Annotated in this window: 24 protein-coding genes and 1 pseudogene; 14 read left to right on the top strand and 11 right to left on the bottom strand. The window is 68.3% G+C overall.

The genetic code is table 11. The features are described from left to right. Positions 1–104 precede the first annotated feature (104 nt). Both ACEWX3_RS21650 and ACEWX3_RS21645 read left to right on the top strand, forming a co-directional pair. Entirely contained in the window at positions 105–359 is a 255-nt protein-coding gene (locus ACEWX3_RS21650; protein WP_207065525.1) for a hypothetical protein, read from the top strand. 32 nt (positions 360–391) lie between these two features. Then, positions 392–751, top strand: coding sequence for a heme-binding protein (locus tag ACEWX3_RS21645; RefSeq protein WP_286182635.1), 360 nt, complete (start codon positions 392–394; stop codon positions 749–751). Between the two features lie 3 nt (positions 752–754). Here ACEWX3_RS21645 and ACEWX3_RS21640 read toward each other — a convergent pair whose 3' ends face one another. Then, positions 755–1405 carry a TetR/AcrR family transcriptional regulator gene (locus ACEWX3_RS21640; protein ID WP_374157660.1) on the bottom strand — a complete coding sequence of 217 codons (651 nt, stop codon included), beginning with the start codon at positions 1403–1405 and terminating at the stop codon, positions 755–757. Between the two features lie 49 nt (positions 1406–1454). On the opposite strand from ACEWX3_RS21640, the gene ACEWX3_RS21635 reads away from it, so the two are divergent. Together ACEWX3_RS21635 and ACEWX3_RS21630 are read left to right on the top strand one after the other, a co-directional pair. Next, on the top strand, positions 1455–2819 hold the full coding sequence (locus ACEWX3_RS21635; RefSeq protein WP_374157659.1) for a cytochrome P450: 1365 nt from the start codon (positions 1455–1457) through the stop codon (positions 2817–2819). A gap of 92 nt (positions 2820–2911) precedes the next feature. Then, positions 2912–3277 carry a carboxymuconolactone decarboxylase family protein gene (locus ACEWX3_RS21630; protein ID WP_374157658.1) on the top strand — a complete coding sequence of 122 codons (366 nt, stop codon included), beginning with the start codon at positions 2912–2914 and terminating at the stop codon, positions 3275–3277. Here ACEWX3_RS21630 and ACEWX3_RS21625 read toward each other — a convergent pair. Together ACEWX3_RS21625 and ACEWX3_RS21620 are read right to left on the bottom strand one after the other, a co-directional pair. Continuing rightward, complete coding sequence (locus tag ACEWX3_RS21625) at positions 3274–4083, bottom strand: SDR family NAD(P)-dependent oxidoreductase (protein WP_221349048.1); 810 nt, start codon at positions 4081–4083, stop codon at positions 3274–3276. The genes ACEWX3_RS21630 and ACEWX3_RS21625 overlap by 4 nt on opposite strands. A gap of 102 nt (positions 4084–4185) precedes the next feature. Beyond that, positions 4186–5730 carry an aldehyde dehydrogenase family protein gene (locus ACEWX3_RS21620; RefSeq protein WP_374157657.1) on the bottom strand — a complete coding sequence of 515 codons (1545 nt, stop codon included), beginning with the start codon at positions 5728–5730 and terminating at the stop codon, positions 4186–4188. Positions 5731–5805: 75 nt separating this feature from the next. On the opposite strand from ACEWX3_RS21620, the gene ACEWX3_RS21615 reads away from it, so the two are divergent. Together ACEWX3_RS21615 and lat are read left to right on the top strand one after the other, a co-directional pair. Further along, positions 5806–6264 (top strand): Lrp/AsnC family transcriptional regulator, encoded by a 459-nt coding sequence (locus tag ACEWX3_RS21615; RefSeq protein WP_374157656.1) that lies wholly within the window; start codon positions 5806–5808, stop codon positions 6262–6264. A gap of 49 nt (positions 6265–6313) precedes the next feature. Then, the gene (lat, locus tag ACEWX3_RS21610) at positions 6314–7657 is read left to right on the top strand and encodes an L-lysine 6-transaminase (protein WP_374157655.1); all 1344 of its coding nucleotides are present in this window, start codon (positions 6314–6316) and stop codon (positions 7655–7657) included. On the opposite strand, the gene ACEWX3_RS21605 is transcribed toward lat, so the two are convergent. Further along, the gene (locus tag ACEWX3_RS21605; protein WP_374157654.1) at positions 7626–8186 is read right to left on the bottom strand and encodes a restriction endonuclease; all 561 of its coding nucleotides are present in this window, start codon (positions 8184–8186) and stop codon (positions 7626–7628) included. The two genes, lat and ACEWX3_RS21605, sit on opposite strands and share 32 nt — an antisense overlap. A gap of 99 nt (positions 8187–8285) precedes the next feature. On the opposite strand from ACEWX3_RS21605, the gene ACEWX3_RS21600 reads away from it, so the two are divergent. Both ACEWX3_RS21600 and ACEWX3_RS21595 read left to right on the top strand, forming a co-directional pair. Then, entirely contained in the window at positions 8286–8636 is a 351-nt protein-coding gene (locus tag ACEWX3_RS21600) for a hypothetical protein (protein ID WP_221349040.1), read from the top strand. A gap of 209 nt (positions 8637–8845) precedes the next feature. Then, positions 8846–9722: pseudogene (locus ACEWX3_RS21595) on the top strand (hypothetical protein). A 154-nt stretch (positions 9723–9876) separates the two neighbouring features. On the opposite strand, the gene ACEWX3_RS21590 reads toward ACEWX3_RS21595, so the two are convergent. Together ACEWX3_RS21590 and ACEWX3_RS21585 are read right to left on the bottom strand one after the other, a co-directional pair. Then, on the bottom strand, positions 9877–10119 hold the full coding sequence (locus ACEWX3_RS21590) for a CsbD family protein (RefSeq protein ID WP_207065514.1): 243 nt from the start codon (positions 10117–10119) through the stop codon (positions 9877–9879). A gap of 225 nt (positions 10120–10344) precedes the next feature. Beyond that, positions 10345–10491 carry a hypothetical protein gene (locus tag ACEWX3_RS21585; RefSeq protein ID WP_207065513.1) on the bottom strand — a complete coding sequence of 49 codons (147 nt, stop codon included), beginning with the start codon at positions 10489–10491 and terminating at the stop codon, positions 10345–10347. Positions 10492–10610: 119 nt separating this feature from the next. On the opposite strand from ACEWX3_RS21585, the gene ACEWX3_RS21580 reads away from it, so the two are divergent. Further along, on the top strand, positions 10611–11042 hold the full coding sequence (locus tag ACEWX3_RS21580; protein ID WP_163673375.1) for an ATP-binding protein: 432 nt from the start codon (positions 10611–10613) through the stop codon (positions 11040–11042). A 62-nt stretch (positions 11043–11104) separates the two neighbouring features. Next, positions 11105–11827, top strand: coding sequence for an RNA polymerase sigma factor SigF (locus ACEWX3_RS21575; RefSeq protein ID WP_374157653.1), 723 nt, complete (start codon positions 11105–11107; stop codon positions 11825–11827). Here the strand turns inward: ACEWX3_RS21575 and ACEWX3_RS21570 are convergent. Next, the gene (locus tag ACEWX3_RS21570; protein ID WP_374157652.1) at positions 11798–12241 is read right to left on the bottom strand and encodes an STAS domain-containing protein; all 444 of its coding nucleotides are present in this window, start codon (positions 12239–12241) and stop codon (positions 11798–11800) included. The genes ACEWX3_RS21575 and ACEWX3_RS21570 overlap by 30 nt on opposite strands. Before the next feature lie 281 nt (positions 12242–12522). Here ACEWX3_RS21570 and ACEWX3_RS21565 point away from each other — a divergent pair, with 281 nt between their 5' ends. After that, positions 12523–13038, top strand: coding sequence for an NTP transferase domain-containing protein (locus ACEWX3_RS21565; protein ID WP_374157651.1), 516 nt, complete (start codon positions 12523–12525; stop codon positions 13036–13038). Positions 13039–13161: 123 nt separating this feature from the next. Continuing rightward, positions 13162–13404 carry a hypothetical protein gene (locus ACEWX3_RS21560; protein WP_152516103.1) on the top strand — a complete coding sequence of 81 codons (243 nt, stop codon included), beginning with the start codon at positions 13162–13164 and terminating at the stop codon, positions 13402–13404. A 115-nt stretch (positions 13405–13519) separates the two neighbouring features. Here the strand turns inward: ACEWX3_RS21560 and ACEWX3_RS21555 are convergent, their stop codons facing one another. The 3 genes from ACEWX3_RS21555 to ACEWX3_RS21545 all read right to left on the bottom strand — a co-directional run bounded on the left by ACEWX3_RS21555 (position 13520) and on the right by ACEWX3_RS21545 (position 17253). Then, positions 13520–13837 (bottom strand): hypothetical protein, encoded by a 318-nt coding sequence (locus ACEWX3_RS21555; RefSeq protein WP_374157650.1) that lies wholly within the window; start codon positions 13835–13837, stop codon positions 13520–13522. 384 nt (positions 13838–14221) lie between these two features. Then, positions 14222–16024 (bottom strand): acetyl/propionyl/methylcrotonyl-CoA carboxylase subunit alpha, encoded by a 1803-nt coding sequence (locus tag ACEWX3_RS21550; protein ID WP_207065510.1) that lies wholly within the window; start codon positions 16022–16024, stop codon positions 14222–14224. Between the two features lie 95 nt (positions 16025–16119). Next, positions 16120–17253 carry a diguanylate cyclase gene (locus ACEWX3_RS21545; protein WP_374157649.1) on the bottom strand — a complete coding sequence of 378 codons (1134 nt, stop codon included), beginning with the start codon at positions 17251–17253 and terminating at the stop codon, positions 16120–16122. A 286-nt stretch (positions 17254–17539) separates the two neighbouring features. On the opposite strand from ACEWX3_RS21545, the gene ACEWX3_RS21540 reads away from it, so the two are divergent. Next, on the top strand, positions 17540–18778 hold the full coding sequence (locus ACEWX3_RS21540; RefSeq protein WP_374157648.1) for an EAL domain-containing protein: 1239 nt from the start codon (positions 17540–17542) through the stop codon (positions 18776–18778). 254 nt (positions 18779–19032) lie between these two features. Next, positions 19033–19638 carry a CBS domain-containing protein gene (locus tag ACEWX3_RS21535; RefSeq protein WP_207065507.1) on the top strand — a complete coding sequence of 202 codons (606 nt, stop codon included), beginning with the start codon at positions 19033–19035 and terminating at the stop codon, positions 19636–19638. Between the two features lie 6 nt (positions 19639–19644). Here ACEWX3_RS21535 and ACEWX3_RS21530 read toward each other — a convergent pair whose 3' ends face one another. Then, positions 19645–20424, bottom strand: coding sequence for a DeoR/GlpR family DNA-binding transcription regulator (locus tag ACEWX3_RS21530; RefSeq protein WP_207065506.1), 780 nt, complete (start codon positions 20422–20424; stop codon positions 19645–19647). Positions 20425–20547: the final 123 nt, after the last annotated feature.

Here is a 20547-nt window from a genome sequence, read left to right as displayed (position 1 = left end):
CGCGGCGTATTCTGAGCGCTGCGACCCATCGGGCGCCCTCATGCGGACGCCGTGGGACGCGCCGGACGCGCGACCTCGTCGTGCGCTGGTGGATGGAGTGAGACATGCGATGGATCTGTGCACCGGTGGTTCCCGTCCTGCTTGTGTCGTCGGTGGCGCTGGCCCCCGTCAGCGGGGCCGAATGCTCCAACGCGGGGGCGACGACGATCTGTTCGCAGGGTGAAGTGCGCTCATCGGGCACCGGCACCGGACCCGTGGGCTCGACCGGGCCGTACGTGCCCTACCCCTGCGAGTGGGGCTACTACGCCTGCGACGACTTGTGGAACGTGGGCATCAACCTGGGCTTCAACAGACCGTGATGGGTCAACGACAGCGAATCAAGGAGAACGGCATGGCTGATGGGATGTCCACCCGGCGCGTGGTGGCCGCAGTGCTCGGACTGGGCGCGTTGTCGCTGGGCGTCGCCGCGCCGGCCGCATCCCAGCCGCCGCCGAACTGCTCGTCGGCGGACCTGGCGGGGGTGATGACCGGGGTGCTGGCGTCGACGACGGCGTATCTGTACACCCATCCGCCGGTCAACGCCTTCTTCACCACGATCGGCGACCTCGATCCCGAGCAGCGGCGGGTGGCGTTGGCGGAGTTCCTCGACACGAATCCTCAGGTCAAAGCGGAGTTGCAGGGAATCCGGCAGCCTGCGGTGGACTTCCGCAACCGCTGCGGCCGCGACATTCCCGACCTCGGCGAGAGCTGATCCTCAGCGCGCGTCGAGCGCGACCGCCTCGGCCAGCGCGGCCGGGATCCCCGGCACGCGGGCGACCGCGTCGAGCAGTCCGTGCGCGCACAGGTCGGCGATCAGGTCGGCGTCCAGAGCCGGATCGAGCAGGCGCTGGCGGCACATCTCGAACGTGAACGCCAGCCAGCCGTAGATGGTGGCCCGGAGATCGCGCTCGACATCAGCGCCCATCGCGCCACCTACCGCGTCGCTGATCCGGCCGATGATGCGGTTGGCCTGGCGGTCGTTGTCGATGTCCTCGATGCCGCGGAGCACCGGGTCTGAGCGGCCCATTCCCATGTATGCCGCCCAGGCGCCGTGCGGATGCCCCTCGTCGTAGTGCAGGTAGGCCAGCACGCCGGCGCGGACCTGGGCGAACAGCGTCTGTCCCGGCTCCGGCGGGGTGTTGGTGGCCTCGAACAGCCGCTCACCCTCGGCTCGGACGACGGCGGCGAAGAATGCCCGCTTGTCGGGAAAGTAGTGGTACATCAGGGCCCGCGACACCCCGGCGCGCTCGGCGATCTCGTCGATGCGCACCTCGTCGTAGGGCCGCTGGCCGAACACCTCGGCGCCGAGCGCCAGCAGCTCGTTGCGGCGGTCGTCGGGTGAGAGTCGTCGTCGTGGTTCCCCCATGACCGCCATCCTACTTGACACATGTACAACAGCAGCGGAGGCTGGGGTCATGTCCATCGTCGACGACCGGCGCGCGTTCCCCAAGTTGCCGCACCCGGGTCGCCGGTTGCCGCTCATCGGTGATGTGCTGTCCTTCGACGCCGACACCCCGTCCCAGTCGGCGATGAAGCTGGCCCAGCTCGGGCCGGTGTTCGAGTTCCGGTTCCTGGGTGCGCGCTATGTCGTGGCCGCCGGATCCGATGTCGTCGCCGAACTCAATGACGAGAGCCGCTTCTGCAAGCACGTCGGTCCCGACATCGAGGCGCTGCGGCTCCTCGGCGGCGACGGCTTGTTCACCGCCTACAACGACGAACCGAACTGGCAGAGAGCCCACGATGTGCTGATGCCCGCCTTCAGCCAGCAGGCGATGCGTCAGTACCACGCGATCATGTTCGACGTCGCCGACGAACTGACCGCCCGCTGGGATGAGCGCGAGACCGTCGACGTGTCCGCCGACGCCACCCGGGCGACACTGGAGACCATCGGGAGGTGCGCGGCCGGACATCCGTTCGGCGCGTTCGACTCCGAAGATCCGCACCCGTTCGTCGAGCACATGGTGGCCGGACTGAAGGGTTCCGACCGCGTGGGTGTGCTGCGGCAGACCTTCCTGCCGCGCTGGTTCGCCCGTCGTGCCGAGCGGCATGTCCTGGTGCACGCCGCGGCGATGCACCGGATCGCGGACGAGATCGTCGCCGAACGGTTGCGCGAGGGCCCGGGCCGTCACGACGACCTTCTCGAGCTGATGCTGCAGTCCGACCTCGAGCCGGCCAACATCCGCTATCAGCTGATCAACTTCCTGGTCGCCGGGCACGAAACCACCTCGGGCGCCTTGTCGTTCGCGCTGTACTTCCTGGCCCGGCATCCGGAGATCGCCGACCGCGCCCGCGCTGAGATCGCCGAGGTCTGGGGCGAGCAGCAGCGCCCGGACTTCGACCTGATCGCCAAGCTGCGCTATGTGCGGCGGGTGTTCGACGAGGCGCTGCGCCTGCACCCGACGGTGCCCGGCTACTATCGCGCGGCCCGCGACGACACGTTGCTGGCCGGGGTGCACCCGATGCGCAAGGGCGACTGGGTGCTGGCGTTGACGATGACGCTGCACCGCGACCCGCGCTGGGGTGACGATCCCGATGCCTTCGATCCGGACCGTTTCGCGCCCGAGAACGTCAAGGCCCGTCCGGCGGGGTTGTACAAGCCGTTCGGCACGGGACCCCGGTCGTGCATCGGTCGGCAGTTCGCGCTGCATGAGGCGGTGCTGCTGCTGGCGGTGCTGCTTCGCCGCTACGAGTTGATCCCCGACCCGGACTACGAACTGCAGGTCGCCGAGCGGTTGACTCTGATGCCCAAGGATTTCCACCTCACCCTGCGCCGCCGATAGCCCCACCTCCTGCACCCAGCGCCCGCTCGCGCCCGGCGAGTGAGTACTTTCGGCCCTTCTCGCCTCCCATGCCCGTCGCCACACTGGGCGGTATGGACGATGGCGAGCGGCACTATCACGACGTTCTCGACGAGTTGCGGCCCGAACACCGGGCGCTGCGGCAGGCAATCCCGGAGGTGTATCAGGGCTTCAACGCCATCAGCGCGGCGGCCCTGTCCGACGGTGCGTTGAGCCGCAAGGTCAAAGAGCTCATCGCGATGACGATCGGTGTCGTCCACGGCTGCGACGGGTGCATCGCCTCGCACGCCAAAGGAGCGGTCCGGGCCGGGGCCACCGAGCAGGAGGCTGCCGAGGCGATCGCGGTGGGCATCATGATGCACGGCGGACCGGCGACCGTCTATGGGGCGCGGGCCTTTTCGGCGATCCGAGAGTTCTCCGCGGAGACGGTGACGAGCTAATCGTTGCGCAGCGTCCGCTGGTAACGGCGCATCCCGGCGATCCACCGGTCGTAGTCGGCGCCCTTGTGCCGGTACATCTCGAGCAGCTCGGGATGGGGGAGCACCAGGAACCGGTCGGTGCGCATCGCCTCGAGTGTGGCCGCCGCGACGTCGTCGGCGCTGATGACCGCCGCCGAGTGTTCGATCGACGACGCGCCGAGCCGGGCGTCGGCGTCGTCGATGCCGCGGATGTTCTGCAGCAGAGGCGTTTCCACGCCCAGCGGGCACACACAGCTGACCCCGATGCCGTCGTCGCCGTAGGTGATCGCGAGCCATTCGGCGAACCCGACGGCGGCGTGTTTGCTCACCGCGTAGCCCGCGGCACCGAGCTGGGTCAGTAGGCCCGCGGCCGAGGCCACCGACACGAAGTAGCCACTACCGATCGAACGCCAATGCGGCACCAGCAGGCGCGCGGCGCGGATATGGGCACGCAGGTTCACGTCGAGGGTCACATCCCAGTCGGCTTCGGAGCCGAGCGCGGGCGCCCCGATGACTCCGGCGTTGGCGACGTAGATGTCCACGGGTGCGAACTCGTCGCCGGCCAGCCGTAGCAGCGCTGCGATGTCCTCGGTGTCCGCGGCATCGGCCCGCAGGGCGATGGCCTGGCCGCCGGCCGCCCGGATGTCCGACGCGCTCTGATGCGCACCGGCCTCGTCCAGGTCGCCGACCACGACCCGCACGTCTTGTTCGGCCAGTTGCCGGGCCAGTGCCTGCCCGATTCCCGATGCTCCGCCGGTGACGACGGCGACCTTGCCCGCGAGATCCATGTACAGAGTGTGCCTTCGCGCGCCACGAGCGCGCGGAGAATCACAGCGTGGAGCGGCGTGTCGTCGTGCAGACTCGCACGCTCGCGGGGCAGGGAGTGCCGGTCAGCCGAAATGCACACCCTGGGCCAGCGGCAGCTCCGAAGAGTAGTTGACCGTGTTCGTCGCGCGTCGCATGTAGGCCTTCCACGCATCCGATCCGGATTCGCGACCGCCGCCGGTCTGCTTCTCGCCGCCGAATGCGCCGCCGATCTCCGCGCCTGACGTGCCGATGTTCACGTTGGCGATGCCGCAGTCCGAACCGTCGGCAGCCAGGAACCGCTCCGCCTCGCGCACATCGGTGGTGAAGATCGACGACGACAACCCCTGCGGCACCGCGTTGTTCAGCGCGATCGCCTCGTCGAGCGTGTCATAGGTCAGCACGTAGAGGATCGGCGCGAACGTCTCGGTGTGCACGATGGCGGTCTGTTCGGGCATCCGCACCACGGCGGGTTCGACATAGAAGGCCTCGGAGGCGCCGGTGTCGACGCGCTCCCCGCCGGTCACCTCGCCGCCTTCGTCACGTGCCTGCTGCAGCGCGCCCACCATGTCGCGGTAGGCGGTCTCGTGGATCAGTGGCCCCACCAGGGTGTCCGAGGCGAACGGATCGCCCACCGGCAGCTGCCGGTACGCCGCCACGATCCTCGACACCAGGTCATCGGCAACCGACGAGTGCACGATCAGTCGGCGCAGCGTCGTGCATCGCTGTCCCGCGGTTCCGGCGGCAGAGAACACGATGCCGCGCACGGCGAGGTCCAGATCGGCGGCCGGGGTCACGATCGCGGCGTTGTTGCCGCCCAGTTCGAGCAGAACCTTGCCGAAGCGTTCGGCGACCCGGGGGCCGACCTGCTTACCCATGCGCACCGATCCCGTCGCGCTCACCAGCGCGACCCGGGAGTCGTCGATCAGGCGCTCGCCGACCTCGCGGCCGCCCAGGATCAACCGGCTCACGCCGGCGGGTGCGCCGACGTCGGCGCAGGCCCGCTCGAGCAGCGCCTGACAGGCCAGTGCGGTCAGCGGAGTGAGCTCAGAAGGCTTCCACACCACGGTGTCCCCGCACACCAGCGCGACGGCGGTGTTCCACGCCCACACCGCTACCGGAAAGTTGAAGGCGGTGATGACGCCGACGACGCCGAGCGGATGCCAGGTTTCCATCAGTCGGTGCCCGGGCCGCTCGGAGGCGATCGTCTTGCCGTACAGCTGGCGCGACAACCCGACGGCGAAGTCGCAGATGTCGATCATCTCCTGGACCTCGCCGGCGGCTTCGGAGGTGATCTTGCCGGCTTCGATGGTGACCAGGGCCGCCAGCGCGGCCTTGTGTTCCACGAGCAGCGCCCCGAGCCGGGCCACCAGCGCTCCGCGCACCGGCGCCGGGGTCACCCGCCAGGCCGAAAATGCTTCCGCTGCTTGGCCGATCGCCGTGTCAGCGTCGGCGGGCGTCGATTCGGGGACGGTGAACAGCACGTCTCCGGTGATCGCGGTGCTTGCGGGCAGGCCGCCGTCGTTGGGGCTGCCGGGTTCGACCGTCGCGCCGACGGAAGCCAGGGCGTCGCGGACGCGGGAGCGCAGGTCGTCGGCGGTGGGCAGGGCGGCGGACACGGCGGTGCTCATGGGCGGCTGGCTTTCTGGTCGGTGTGATGGGGCTTGTCGGCGCGGGTCGGCGCGGCGCTCGGATACAGTGCGCCCATGGGCGACGGCGAACTCGACGAGATCGACCGCACGCTGGTCCGGGAGTTGGTGGCCGATGGTCGCGCGACGTTGGCGCAGCTGGCGGCGACGGCGGGGTTGTCGGTCTCGGCGGTGCAGGCGCGGGTGCGACGGCTGGAATCGCGCGGGGTGGTGGCCGGATACACCGCGCGCATCAACCCCGAGGCGGTGGGCGCCATGCTGTCGGCGTTCGTCGCGATCACCCCTCTCGATCCCTCTCAACCCGATGATGCCCCCGCCCGCCTGGAGCACATCCCCGAAATCGAGGCGTGTTACTCGGTGGCCGGCGAGGACAACTATGTGCTGCTGGTGCACGTCGCCTCGGCGCGCGCGTTGGAGGCGCTGCTGCAGCGCATCCGTACCGCCGCCGACGTGAAGACGCGCAGCACGATCATCCTACAGAATTTTTACAGTGAAAGGCGATACGTGCCGGATTAGTTGCGGTCTAGAAGCGACATGGCAGGAATATAAGCGGTACCATGGCGGAATGACTGCCGTCCTTCCTGCGCTGGTTCCGGCCGATGTCCGCCCCGTTCTGTCCCGCAGCATCCTCGCCGACGGCCTGGATCTGGTTCTCGACCTCGATCGCTCGCGCGGTTCACGCCTCGTCGACGCGCGCACCGGACGCAGCTTCCTGGACATGTTCACGTTCTTCGCGTCGTCGGCGTTGGGGATGAACCATCCGGGCCTGGCCGATGACGAGCAGTTCCGTGCCGAGCTCACCGCCGCCGCGTTGAACAAGCCAAGCAACTCCGACGTCTACAGCATTCCGATGGCGCGTTTCGTCGACACGTTCGCCCGCGTGCTGGGTGATCCGGCGCTGCCGCACCTGTTCTTCGTCGACGGGGGAGCGCTGGCCGTCGAGAACGCCTTGAAGGTCGCGTTCGACTGGAAGAGCCGGCTCAACGAGAGTCGCGGGATCGATCCGGCGTTGGGTACCAAGGTGCTTCACCTGCGCGGCGCCTTCCACGGTCGAAGCGGCTACACCATGTCGCTGACCAACACCGACCCCAACAAGGTGGCCCGCTTCCCGAAGTTCGACTGGCCGCGCATCGATGCACCCTATGTCCGGCCCGGTTTCGACGACGACGCCATGGCTGCGCTGGAAGCCGAATCGCTGCGGCAAGCGCGCGCCGCCTTCGAGGCGAACCCGCATGACGTCGCCTGCTTCATCGCCGAACCGATCCAGGGCGAGGGCGGCGATCGCCATTTCCGGCCGCAGTTCTTCGCCGCGATGCGCCGCCTGTGCGACGAGTTCGACGCGCTGCTGATCTTCGACGAGGTGCAGACCGGATGCGGCATCACCGGAACCGCCTGGGCCTATCAGCAATTGGGTGTCACCCCCGACGTGGTCGCGTTCGGCAAGAAGACGCAGGTGTGCGGCGTCATGGCGGGTGGGCGCACCGACGAGGTGGCCGACAACGTCTTCACCGTCAGCTCGCGGATCAACTCGACCTGGGGTGGCAACCTGGCCGACATGGTGCGGTCGCGCCGAATCCTGGAGGTCATCGAGGCGGACGGGTTGTTCGAGCAGGCCGCCGAGCGGGGCCGCTACCTGATCGAACGGCTACAGGAACTCGAGGAGCATTTTCCCGACCTGGTGCGCGACGTGCGCGGCCGAGGCCTGATGTGTGCGTTCAGCATGCCCGACGCCGCGCAGCGCGACGCGCTGATCGACGGTCTGTGGCGGCGTGGGGTGATCATGCTCGGATGTGGAGCCGACAGTGTCCGGTTCCGGCCGGCGTTGACCGTGTCGCACGACGAGCTGGACGCCGCGGTCGACGCGGTGCGGGCGGTGCTCAGGTCGATGTCGGTTCGCTCGGCCGGGTGAGCCGGCGGATCGTCGTCCGCAGCGCCGCCAGCTCCGCGCCACTGACGAGCTCGCAGCCGTGACGTTCAGCCAGTTTGCGTGCCGCCGGGGTGAATTCGTGGTTCGTGACGACCATCGTGCGGGTGCAGTCCTGCATCGCGGCACCGGCGACGACCTCCTGCACGGCGCTGGCGCCGACCGGGCGTGAGTACCGTTTGCACTGCACGGCAAGCCGATTGGGGCGATGCCCGACGATCAGGTCGACACCCCAGTCCCCGCTGATCGACGTCATGATCACCGGCACCCCGGCCGAGCGCGCGATGTGCGCGACGTAATCCTCGAACTCGGTGCCGGACATGGCATCGGCGCGATCGCGCTCCCGGTGACCGGGGGTGGCGGCAGCCACCACGGTGGCGATGAGAAAGCTGGGCGCGGCCATCGCGAGCAGCCCGGCGGCCACGCTCCACGGCGGTGACGCGCCGGCCAGGTAGGCGGTGACGGCGGCGGCCACGCCGAGCGCCAGCAGCACCGTCCACCGCAGCCTCGTCACGCGCGCATCGTAGGCCGCGACCCCGACAGACCCGGTTTACCGGGCGGGGTGTCCGGGAACTTCTGGTTCCACAGTTGTACGACACGAAAGAGCCAGGCCATGACCGACCTGTCCCAGCATGGGCATCGCAGCATCGACGGCGACACCGGGGTCCGGGATGCTTTGCGGACGGGCCTGGGCTTCGCCGCTGCGGGGCTGGTGTTCTTCGTCCTGGCCGGGTTGTGGCTCGGGACGTGCACCGGAGCGGTCGCGGACCCGCTGGCCTGCGGCGTGCCGCAGCGCACGGCGCTCACGCTCGGGGCGCCGGTCATCCTCGCCGCGGGCGGAGTGTTCTCGTTGGCGCGGCTGATGCGGGTGCGGCGAGACGAGTTCGCCTGGTGGGCGTGGCTGGGTGCGGCCTGGTTGCTGCTGGCGCTGGCGGTCCTCGGGCTGTTCGGCGCGGCACGCTGAAGCGGGCACCCGCCGCACCTTGTTCGCGACATTGCGCTGACGCGGGCACCCGCCGCAGCTTGTTCGGCGCGGCACGCTGAAGCGGGCACCCGCCGCACCTTGTTCGCGACATTGCGCTGAGGGTTGCGTTCTTCGGTTGTCCACAGCCCTGGCCGCAATGTGGGTGTTAGACGCGCCGCTGTGTCGGGGCTGCCAGTGAGCATCGCCTCATGCGAAGGGTGTTCATCGGCAGTGAGGCCTTGGCCGGCGGCGGGCTCACCCGTGCGGCGTTGCGCTGGAACTATCGCAGATTGTTCCCCGGCGTCTATGTCCCGGCCGCAATCAGTCCGTCGACCGCACCCTCGGAGCGTGGCTGTGGTCGGGCCGCAACGGAGTGATCGCGGGACGCGCGGCAGCCGCCCTGCATGGAGCCCGTTGGGTCGACCGACAGACCCCTATCGAGATGATCTATCGGTGCGGACGACCTCCGCCCGGCATCATCGTTCGCAACGAGAGACTCGACGGTGACGAGATCACACAGGTCGGTTGCCTGCTGGTGACCACCGTGCAGCGAACCGCGTTCGATCTCGCTCGGCATCGACCACGCAACGAGGCCGTGGCCGATCTCGATGCGCTTGCTCAAGCGACGGGTGTGAAGGCCGTCGACGTGCTGACTCTGGTGCAGCGATACCCCGGGGCGCGGGGTACCCGCAGGGCCGCCACTGCACTGGGCTTGATGGACGCCGGTGCGCGATCGCCCAGGGAGACGCGACTGCGACTGATCCTGGTCGACGAATGGCTCGACCCTGTGCGGACCCAGATCAAAGTGACCGACGGGTCGACCGTGGCCTACCTGGACATGGGCTACGACGAACCGATGATCGGCCTGGACTACGAAGGCAGCCATCACAGTGACGATCGCCCGACGTACGTCTATGACATCGGGCGAGCCGAGTTCGTCGAGCAGCAGGGATGGCATGACATCCGGGTCGTGAACGCGCACAGCGCCGAGTTCATCAAGTTCCGCGTGCGGCAAGCTTTTCAGCGGCGCGGATACATACCGAGATTGCGCAGGCGGTCGTAAGTAGGCGCGATCCACAGCCTTGACGGCAATTTCAATGCTCGGCGGCGTTCGGCGGCGCAGGCAATGCTGCCCCGCACGCCAACCCAGCCCCGCACGTCAACCCAGCCTCGCTCGGCGCCAGCCCACACACACGGCGAAGGGCCCGGCCGATCGGCCGGGCCCCTCGATGCGAAGCTCCTACTGGTTGGACTCTTGACGCTTCTCAGCGGCGTCGGCGCCGGAGCGGGCCGCTTCGGCCTCTGCTTCCTTCTTGGCGGCGTCACGCTGAGCGTCGGCCTTGTCCTGCTGGGCCTTGCCCTCGTCGACCATGTCGTTGCGACCGGTGACGGTACCGACCGCTTCCTTGGCCTTGCCCTTGACGTCTTCGACGACGCCCTTGATGCCCTCTTCGGGACCGCTGTTGTTCTTGTCGTCAGCCATGTTCACCCTCCGCTGTTGTGTGGACAGGTCGTTCTTGGCCCGCTTCTTGAGCTCAGTTCGAGTCTTCCCGGTGCCCCACGCGCCCAAACGAGTGATCTGGATCGCAGTGAAAACCATTCCGTGACAACGCCATCACGGCGGCAAAACACGGCGTTGACGGGTGTTTGGCTTCTGAGGAGCAGGGGGTACTGATCTGTCACCATGTCCAGCATTCACAGAGCACCGTCACTGCATCATCGGTGCCAGCATCAAGAACGCCACGGCGTAGACCGCCACCGCTACCAAGATCAGGGCCGCCAGCGTCGATCCGGCCACCACGAGAACGCGTCGCAACCGCCTGGAGCCGGGCTCTTCCGTGCGTTTTGCGTCCATGACATGGGGTTACCCCAGCCTACGGGGACCGTAACGTCCATCAGCCACGCGCAGGAGTGCCCATGGCCGGGAGGGGTTCGGCCTGGGGTAGTCTCGCTGGCAAGTTTCCGGGAGGTCAGATGGCTGATGTAGTGAGCCGCAGCAACGGACACTCGCACAGTCCACAAGCGGTCGAGCTGCGAGTGGCGGCTTCGCTGGAGAATCTGGCCGTCCTGCGCACCCTCGTCGCCGCGGTCGGCACGTTCGAGGACCTCGATTTCGACGCAGTGGCCGATCTGCGGCTGGCCGTCGACGAGGCGTGTACGCGGCTGGTCCGGTCTGCGGTGCCCAACTCGACCCTGTTGGTCGTCGTCGACCCGCAGCCCGAAGCGCTGTGCGTGCACGCCTCGACCACCTGTGAGAGCTCCGACATCCTCGCGCCGGGCAGCTTCAGCTGGCATGTGCTGACGTCGTTGACCGACGAGGTCAACACGTTCACCAACGGGTCGTCGCCAGACGGGCAGGTGTTCGGGATCTCGATGATGACGCGACGAGCGAGTTCCTTGCAGTGACGCGGTCGTCGTCCAGGGGTTCGTCCTCACGGCCGAGCTCTGAATATGCCGACGTTGCCGACATGTTCCGCGAGTTGGCTGAGCTCGATGCGGACTCGGCAAAGTTCCAGCGCCAGCGTGACCGCATCGTCGAGCGGTGCCTGCCTCTGGCCGATCACATCGCCCGGCGATTCGACGGCCGCGGTGAACCACGCGACGATCTTGTCCAGGTTGCGCGCGTAGGTCTGGTCAACGCGGTCATCCGCTTCGACGTGACGGCCGGCTCGGACTTCGTGTCGTTCGCGGTGCCCACCATCATGGGCGAGGTTCGCCGACACTTCCGGGACAACAGCTGGTCGGTGAAGGTGCCGCGCCGCCTGAAGGAACTTCACCTGCGGTTGGGTTCGGCCACCGCTGACCTGTCGCAACGCTTGGGCCGCGCCCCGACGGCGTCGGAGCTGGCAGCCGAGCTCGAGATGGATCGCGACGAGGTCATCGAGGGCCTGGTCGCGGGCAGCTCGTACAACACGCTGTCGATCGACAGTGGTGGCAGCGGAAACGAGGACGCTCCCGCGATCGCCGACACGCTCGGCGACGTCGACAACAGCCTGGATCAGATCGAGAATCGCGAGTCGCTACGGCCGCTGCTCGAGAGCTTGCCCGAGCGCGAGCGCACCGTGCTGGTCCTGCGGTTCTTCGAGTCGATGACGCAGACGCAGATCGCCGAGCGGGTCGGCATCTCGCAGATGCACGTGTCCCGCCTGCTCGCGAAGTCGCTAGCGCGACTCCGTGACCAGATGGAGTAGCGGAGGCGGATCCTGGTGGACGGCGTGCAGCGCTTCGTCGACGTCGACGAAGACGGGCAGCGTAGCGTCCGGATCGCAGATGCGCAGCACACGCTGCACCGACGGCGCCGAGGCTAGTGCCCAGCGGACTTCCTGTCCGACGGTCTGCACGTTGAGGGTGTGCAGTGCGGTGAAGCCTGCGGTGGCGAAGAACGTCAGGCCCGTCAGGTCGATGACCAGGTGCTGGGCGCGCTCGGCCTGGGCCATCGCGTAGGCGACGAACTCCGCGCCGTTGGCTGCGTCGAGTTCGCCGAAGGCGGCGACGACCGCTGTGCCGCCCTGCGGCCAGGTGGTCTGGAACTGCGCGGTGTGGCTGACCTGCAGGTCAGTGGCCGCAAGTGCAGTGTTCGTGTCGTGGGTGGGCACGTGAGGCATGGTGAACTCCATCAGTCGTTTTCTCTGTGTGTTCACGCCAAGGCTTGGGCCCTATTTCTAAAAGCCGATAACGAGGGCGGTCAGATTCTCGCCCCTGTTGACGATGACGCTGGGAGGCTGTCTTGATCAACCTCGATTTGAACGATACGCCCTTTGGTCGATCTTGGACAATGATCGTGAGAGCTTATTAACAAACGTTCAGGGTCGCATTCACACAGTCGTCACCGGCGCGGAGGTGCCCTACGAAAAAGGCTGAGCAACAACAGTTTTCGGCTTCAGGCGTGTTACTGGCCGCGGGGGCCGGAACCCGCTACGGAAAGCCGAAGGTGCTGGCCGGGGGAGGATCGTGGCTGCGTGCGGGCGTCGCAGCGTTGCATGAGGGTGGCTGCGGGGACGTCGTGGTGGTGCTGGGGGCCGCGGTGGTCGAGGTTCCCCCGCCGGCTCGCGGCGTCGTCGCTGGTGACTGGGCTGACGGGCTGAGCGCCTCGGTGCGCGCCGGCCTGGCTGCGCTTCCCGAGACTGCGCGATATGCGGTGCTGACGACGGTGGACACGCCCGACATCGGCGCGGCGGTGGTGCGCCGGGTGCTGGCTGCGGCGCAATCGACAGGTCTGGCCCGCGCGGTCTACGGGGATCGGCCCGGCCATCCGGTGGTTTTCGCCCGCGAGTACTGGCCCGCACTGCTGGACAACCTGCACGGGGACCAGGGGGCAGGACCGTTCCTGCGGGCCCGCGACGACGTCGTGCTCGTGGACTGCGCCGACCTCGCCACTGGTCGCGACGTCGACGTCAGCTGAGTCTTCCCCCGATCGGGGGAACGCCGACTCATCCTCTGCGCCGGCTGATCCGCCGACAGACGGGGCGGCCGTGGTGGGAGAGAGTTGTCTCAGCGAAACACCCACCACCACAAGGAGATCGACATGAACCGCATCATCCAGCTGATCGCTCTGCCCCTCGTCTCCGCCGGAATCATCGGCGGTGCCGCGCTCGGCCTGGCCGGCACGGCGAGCGCGTCGATGACCGTCAACGACGACGGCAGCATGGTCGCCACGCCGGACACCTACGCCCATCAGACGATGATGTACCCGCACTGGGGCTATTACTACTGGCCCTCGCAGGCGACCGGGCCGCACACCGACACCACGGTGCACCAGAGCCGCTGAATCCCGGCGAATCGGGCGCGCTACGGCACCCTGCGGGTGCCTCCGCGCGCCAGATTCGCAGGGGTAACCGCGCTACGGCACCGTGCGGGTGCCTCCGCGCGCCAGATTCGCAGCGTCAGCCGAGCATGGCGTCGGCGAACCGGCGGACCGCATCGGCCCCGGTCTGTGCGGCCTGCGCGTGACCGCGGCGCGCCTGCAGCCCGATGTTGCCGCTGGCCGGATCGAGGGTGACCTCGGCGAGCAGTTCGCCGGTGGTCGGTTCGCAGACCGCCCAGGAGTACAGCGCGTCCGTCTCCCACTGTGTCGTGCGGCGGGCGACGTGCTCGGCGTCGTGCTGGCCCATGTCGGCCAGGGCCGGGCGGTCATCGACGCGGTCGTCGGCACGCAATGCGCGCAGGTACCAGGCGCCGGCATTGATTTCGATGGGCTCCACCCGCACAGCTTCGCACAGGGATCGGCCCCGCTGCCCATGCAGGCAGCGGGGCCGTTCCACCCCTCGGTCCACTGTTGAGTCGGGTCCGCTCAGCAAACCTCTGACCGCAACGTGAGCAAACGATATACGAGGAGGCCGGGGGAGGGGAAGTAATTCACGAAAGAGCAAATTGCCAGCTTCGCGGGATACGCGGTGCCGGCGCTATGCCCGCCCAGCGTAGCCTAGCCATACCCGCATAGGCAGCACAGCTAATCATCGAGCGGCGCACTGCATGCCCGACCGGTGAACCGGCCCGCAAACGCGACGAGCGCACGCACCTGCACGAAAAACGACGGAGTGTCGTGTGCAGACGCGCGCGCTCGCGCATTCACAAAGCGGGAAAGACTAGTCGCCCTTGATCTCGCAGATCACGGTGCCCTGGGTGATGGCGGAGCCCGGCTCGGCGTTCAGGCCGGTGATGACGCCGTCCTTGTGAGCGGTGACGGGGTTCTCCATCTTCATCGCCTCGAGCACCACCACCAGCTCGCCGGCGGCCACGGTCTGGCCCTCTTCGACCGCGACCTTGACGACAGTGCCCTGCATGGGCGCGGTCACCGAGTCGCCGGAGGCCGCGGCCCCGCCGGCACCACCGCGCTTGCGGGCCTTGGGCTTCTTGCGGATGACCCCGGAGGCCGGGGCGCCGCCGCCCCCGCCGAGCGCCAGGTCACCGGGCAGCGATACCTCGAGGCGACGCCCACCGACCTCGACGACGACGGTCTGGCGCGGCAGGGTGTCTTCCTCTTCGATCGGGTCGCCACCGGTGAACGGCTCGATGGTGTTGTCCCACTCGGTTTCGATCCAGCGGGTGTGCACGTCGAACTTGGTGCCGTCACCGATGAAGGCAGGATCGGAGACCACCGCGCGGTGGAACGGGATGACGGTGGCGAGGCCCTCGACGACGAATTCGTCCAGCGCGCGCCGCGAGCGGGCCAGCGCCTCCTCGCGGGTGGCGCCGGAGACGATCAGCTTGGACAGCATCGAGTCGAACTGGCCGCCGATCACCGAGCCGGCTTCCACACCGGAGTCCAGCCGCACGCCGGGGCCGGTCGGGATGTCGTAGCGGGTGACGGGTCCGGGGGCGGGCAGGAAGCCGCGGCCGGCGTCCTCGCCGTTGATGCGGAACTCGATGGAGTGCCCGCGCGGGGTCGGGTCCTCGGTGATGGACAGCGGCTCGCCGTTGGCGATCTTGAACTGCTGCAGCACCAGGTCGATGCCGGAGGTCTCCTCGGTGACGGGATGCTCGACCTGCAGGCGGGTGTTGACCTCGAGGAAGCTGATCAGGCCGTCCTGGCCGACCAGGTACTCGACGGTGCCGGCGCCGTAGTAGCCGGCCTCCTTGCAGATCCGCTTGGCGGACTCGTGGATCTCCTTGCGCTGCGCGTCGGTCAGGAACGGCGCCGGGGCCTCCTCGACCAGCTTCTGGAAGCGGCGCTGCAGCGAGCAGTCGCGGGTGCCCGCGACGACGACGTTGCCGTGCATGTCGGCGATGACCTGGGCTTCGACGTGGCGCGGCTTGTCCAGGTAGCGCTCGACGAAGCACTCGCCGCGGCCGAAGGCGGCGACGGCCTCGCGGGTGGCCGAGTCGAACAGCTCGGGGATCTCCTCGATGGTGCGGGCCACCTTCATGCCGCGCCCGCCGCCGCCGAACGCGGCCTTGATCGCGACGGGGACGCCGTACTCCTTGGCGAACTCGACGACCTCGTTGGCGTCCTTGACCGGGTCGGGGGTGCCGGGCACCAGCGGGGCCTCGGCGCGGGCGGCGATGTGACGGGCGGTGACCTTGTCGCCGAGGTCGCGGATGGACTGCGGGCTGGGCCCGATCCAGATCAGCCCGGCGTCGAGGACGGCCTGGGCGAAGTCGGCATTCTCGCTCAGGAAGCCGTAGCCGGGGTGCACGGCGTTGGCGCCGGACTTGGCGGCGGCGTCGAGCAGCTTCTCGAAGACCAGGTAGGACTCCGCGGAGGTCTGCCCGCCCAGCGCGAACGCCTCGTCGGCGAGCCGGACGTGGGGTGCGTCGGCGTCGGGTTCGGCGTAGACCGCCACGCTCTGCAGCCCGGCATCCCGTGCTGCGCGGATGACTCGGACGGCGATCTCTCCGCGGTTGGCGATGAGTACCTTGGAGATCTTCGAGCTGGCGTGACTGGCCACAGCGCCTCCTGTTGACACGATTTTTTAAGAGCTTCCTAAAGACGATATCCCGGGCAGTTTATGCGGCCCACCTTGAGTGTCGGCGAGCCGGTCCCTTACCCGCCGGTAACGTTGCGGCCGTCTTCGCGTTCGACGTCGGAGGCTGCCCGGTGGGTGTGCAGCGGACCGTGGTGGTGCACCCGGTTACCGCCGGCGCGTTTGGCGGTGTACATCGCGACGTCGGATTGCACGGTGAGCCAGTGCAGCGAATCGACGATGGTGGCGGTGTTCAGCGCGGTGACGTCGACGGCGGCAGTACCGACGCTGGCGGTCAGTCCGTAGCGGGTCGTGGTGACGGCCGCGCGGGCCTGTTCGCCGAGGGTCTCCGCTACCGGTGAGGTGATGATGTCGGCGACCAGGAACTCCTCACCGCCGACCCGCCCCACGATCGCCGACGACGGCAGCGTCGCGCTCAGGGCGCGGCCGACCTCGACCAGGGCGTCGTCGCCGGCGTTGTGGCCGAGGGTGTCGTTGAGCGCCTTGAACCGGTCCAGGTCGATCATTGCGAAGGCCAGATAACGGCCGGCACGGTGACCGTCGAGAACCGTTGCGACGACGGCACGCTGGAATGAACGCCGGTTCAGCAGGCCGGTGAGCGGGTCACGATCGGATTTGATGAGGTCGATCCCCAACGCGTGCACCATGATCTGGATGGCCAGCGGGACGGCGGCGTTGAGCTCGACGACGAGGAAGACCATGGTCAACGCCAGCACCAGCTCGCCGTGCGTGGCCATCGCCCAGACGTGTGTGGTGGCGACGGCGAGCGCGACGACGAAGTTGGCGGTGACCAGCCGAGCGGAGTGGAAGAAGGCGAAGTAGCCGCCGGATACGGCCAGCGCAGCGCAGGCCATCAAGCCGATCTGCGGGTCGGCGGAAGCCCAGCTGCCGAGGCCGATGCTCAGGCAGATGAACGACGCGAATCCGATGGACTGCGCGCGGGTGGGCCACCGCGTCAGCCACAGCGCGGTGTAGCCGAGGCCGGCCACTCCCGCGACCACCGCCGCGGGAATGAGGAGTGCGAAGTTGGCCGGAGCCGGGCTCCACAACGCGTTGGCGGGGACGAGCGCGCCGGACGCAGCGATCACGGCCATCAGAATCTGCGCCGGGCGGGTGAAACCGCGGGCATGCATGTAGCTCGACAACCAGTCGTATTGATCCGGGCTCCGCCACCAACGCAGAATCGACCGCATCCGACCCCCGTCGTCGTCTGCTCAGCCGCTTTGCTGAGCATGGACAGAGCCTAACCCCGGTCGTGCACCCGGCCGCGCGGTTGGCCCGATTTGCGCACCGTGTCCGCGCGCTCGGCGTTGGTCCGAGCCTGAAAGCCGCGAGGCTCCTCCGCGTGTCGTCGACGGCGCCTCGGTGCGATCAGTGACGGGGGGATGTACGGGAGGGTCCGAGTGCGTAACTGTTGCACCGGTGCGTCGGTGGACACTCCCGTAAAGTTGTATGTTCCACTCGACTGAGGGGAATGTGATGTCGAGCGTGCTTGACGACGCCGCTGCGGGCCAGGGGGTCGAACCGCAGTTCCAGCGCGTGGTGTCGCTTCCCGATGAGACCGTGGTCGGCTACGAGGCCTTGGCACGGTGGCCGGGGTTGCGGGATGTCGGTCCGCTCGACGTGTTCGCCCGGGCGAGGGTCAACGGAACGCTCGACGCGCTGGACCACCACTGCGTCGGCTCGGCGGCGCAGGCGGCGATGCAGGGCGGTGCGGCCTCGGGCATGCTGCTGTTGATCAATGTCGAGCCGACCACGGCGGCTCTGGACCCGGGCGCTGCGGCAAAGGTGACCGCTGCCGCCGAGGAGTGCCACCTGGTCTTCGAGTTGACCGAACGTGAGTTGCTGACCAATCCGAGCGCTCTGCTTCGCAAGGTCGCCGCTCTGCGTGCCGGCGGATATTCGATCGCGCTCGACGACATCGGGGTGCACAGCGATTCGTTGGCGCTGCTGGATCTGGTCGCTCCCGACATCCTGAAGCTGGACATGCAGTTGGTGCAGAATCAGCCCAACAGGCTGCAGGCCCGCACGATCGCCGCGGTGATCGCCCACCACGAGCGCACGGGCGCGACGATCCTGGCCGAAGGCATCGAGACCGACGAGCATCTGGAGCAGGCCCTGGCCTACGGCGCGACGCTGGGGCAGGGGTTCCGGTTCGGCCGGCCCGGTGACCTGCTCGTTCCGCCCCAGAGCAGCTACCGCCCGACCCACACGGCTCAGTCACCGCTACCGGCCCAGGCGTCGGCCTTCGACCTGGCGGCACCGGGACTGATGACCCGCGCGGTGCGTAAGCCGACCGTGTTGCAGCTGTCTCGCCACATCGAGCATTTGGCGTCGGTGGCCGACAGCCCACCGATCGTGCTGGCCGCGGTGCAGGAGGCCAAATACTTCACCGGCCTCACTGTGGACGTCTATCTCGGGTTGGCGGAGCGCTCGCCCCTGGTCGCAGTGCTCGGCGGGGGTACGTCGAGAGCCCCCTGCCCCGGGGTGAAGTGGGTGAGCCTGGACGACGGGGACCCGCTGCTGGCTGAGTGGGGGGTGGTGGTGCTCGGCCCTGACATGGCGGCCGGCCTGCTGGCCCGCGAACGGCCGGGCGCGGGACTCTCGCCGGGTGGGGAGAAGAGATTCGACATGGTGATGACGTTCGACCGCGCGCGGGTGGCCGCGGCGGCGCGCTGCATGCTGGACCGCTTTCCCGATCGGCGGGGTCCGGGCTGAGCTATTGTCACGGGGGATCTCGTCGTCCTCGGGAGTCGGCGGCCCGGCCAATGCCGTTGCGCGGACGGCGAAGACGCCGGGCGGTGGTCCATGGTGTCTCGCTTCCGGCGCACCGTTCGCCGTAACTCAAGTCGAAGCAATATTGGCGAATAGAACTTCGTAGGTGCATGCCCGGCCACCCAAAAACTACGCAACGTGCTTCGTGTATTGTGGTTCGTAACGTGCTCGCACTCGCCCAGGGAGGCACCCCCATCATGTGGTCCGCTGTGAACTTCATGACCAGGCCGGTGGTCACCGTCCGGCATGCCACGCCGTTGTCCGAGGCGGGGGCGATTCTCGCCAACTGTGGTTATGCCGCGCTGCCGGTGGTCGACGACGGCGGACTGCTGCTGGGTGTGATCACCGCCGGAGACGTGTTGCGCGCCAACCATCGTGGTCACACCACAGCCGGCGAGGCGATGGCGTGTCCCGCACTCGCCGCCGAGATGTTCGCCGATGTCCATGTCGTGGGCCAGCTGTTGCTGGGCCAGGGGATTCGCAGCCTGCCCGTCGTCGACGACGAAGGACGGGTGATCGGCATCATCAGCCGAGGGGATCTGCTGCGCCTCGACCTGACCAGTGACGACGCGATTGCGGTCGGCGTGCAGAAGTTGCTCGACGACTACACCGGTAAGCGGCGCTGGGTCGCGCAGGTGCGCGGCGGTGACGTGACGCTGGCGGGGCGCTTCGACGACGACCCGGAGCGTCGCATCGCCATCGCGCTGGCCCGGACGGTGCCCGGCGCGAAGACGGTCCGCATCGGCCGCGGCGGCCGGGCAGAGCCCGCACAGGTTCCGCAGGCCGCCGACGTGTCGCCGTGAACGAACTCAGTCGACGGTGATCTCGTGGACCTGCACCCCGGCGGCATGGATGAGCTTCAGTTGCTGCCGGTCGGCGGTCGAGTCGGTCACCAGGTGATGGATCCGTTCCAGCGGAACCATTTTCGCGAGCGTGACGGTGCCGATCTTGGAACCGTCGACGGCGACGATGACGCGCTGGGCGTTGGCGGCCATCGCGATCGCGGTACGGGCCTCGGCTTCGTCGAAGGTGGTGGCGCCGACCTCCGCTGACATTCCGTCCGCGCCCAGCACCGCCGTGCCGACGGTGATGACCTGGAACGCATGCTCGGACATCGGGCCGACCGCCTCCAGGGTGTTGGCGCGCACCAGGCCCCCGGTCGCGATCACCTTCATGTGCGCGTCGACGGCGCAGTCGGCAGCGATGGTCAGCGAGTTGGTGACGATCGTGATGTTCGGCCTGCCCTTGAGCGCCCGGGCGACCTCGCCGGTGGTCACTCCGCCGGTCAGCGCGACCGCCTGCGGCCCGGGCGGCACCAACGCCGCGGCGTGCTGGGCGATCCGTCGCTTGATCGCCACCATCCGGTGATCGCGCAACCGGACCGGGATCTCGCTGCCGCTGGGGTCCAGCGCGCGCGCACCGCCGTGGGTGCGCACCAGCAGGCCCTGCTCTTCCAGCTCGGCGAGGTCGCGGCGCAGCGTGGCCACCGAGACGCGCAACTCCGCACACAGCACCGTCGACGAGACCTCGCCCCGGTCGCGGAGCAATGACAGCACCTCCCGCATCCGGTCGGTGCGCTTGATCGACATGGCCGGTACTCCTCGGACGGTGGCCGAACCGCGCAGTTTTGTTGAGCGTTTGGCCGGTTGGTATTGCGCGCTTTGAGCGAGCTTCTCATGCTCGAGTGATGTCCCACACATCCGACCCCGCCG

Origin of the sequence: Mycobacterium sp. G7A2 (genome assembly GCF_041902445.1) — a bacterium.
Classification (GTDB): Bacteria; Actinomycetota; Actinomycetes; order Mycobacteriales; family Mycobacteriaceae; genus Mycobacterium.
This window is presented reverse-complemented; position numbering and strand designations above follow the sequence as displayed.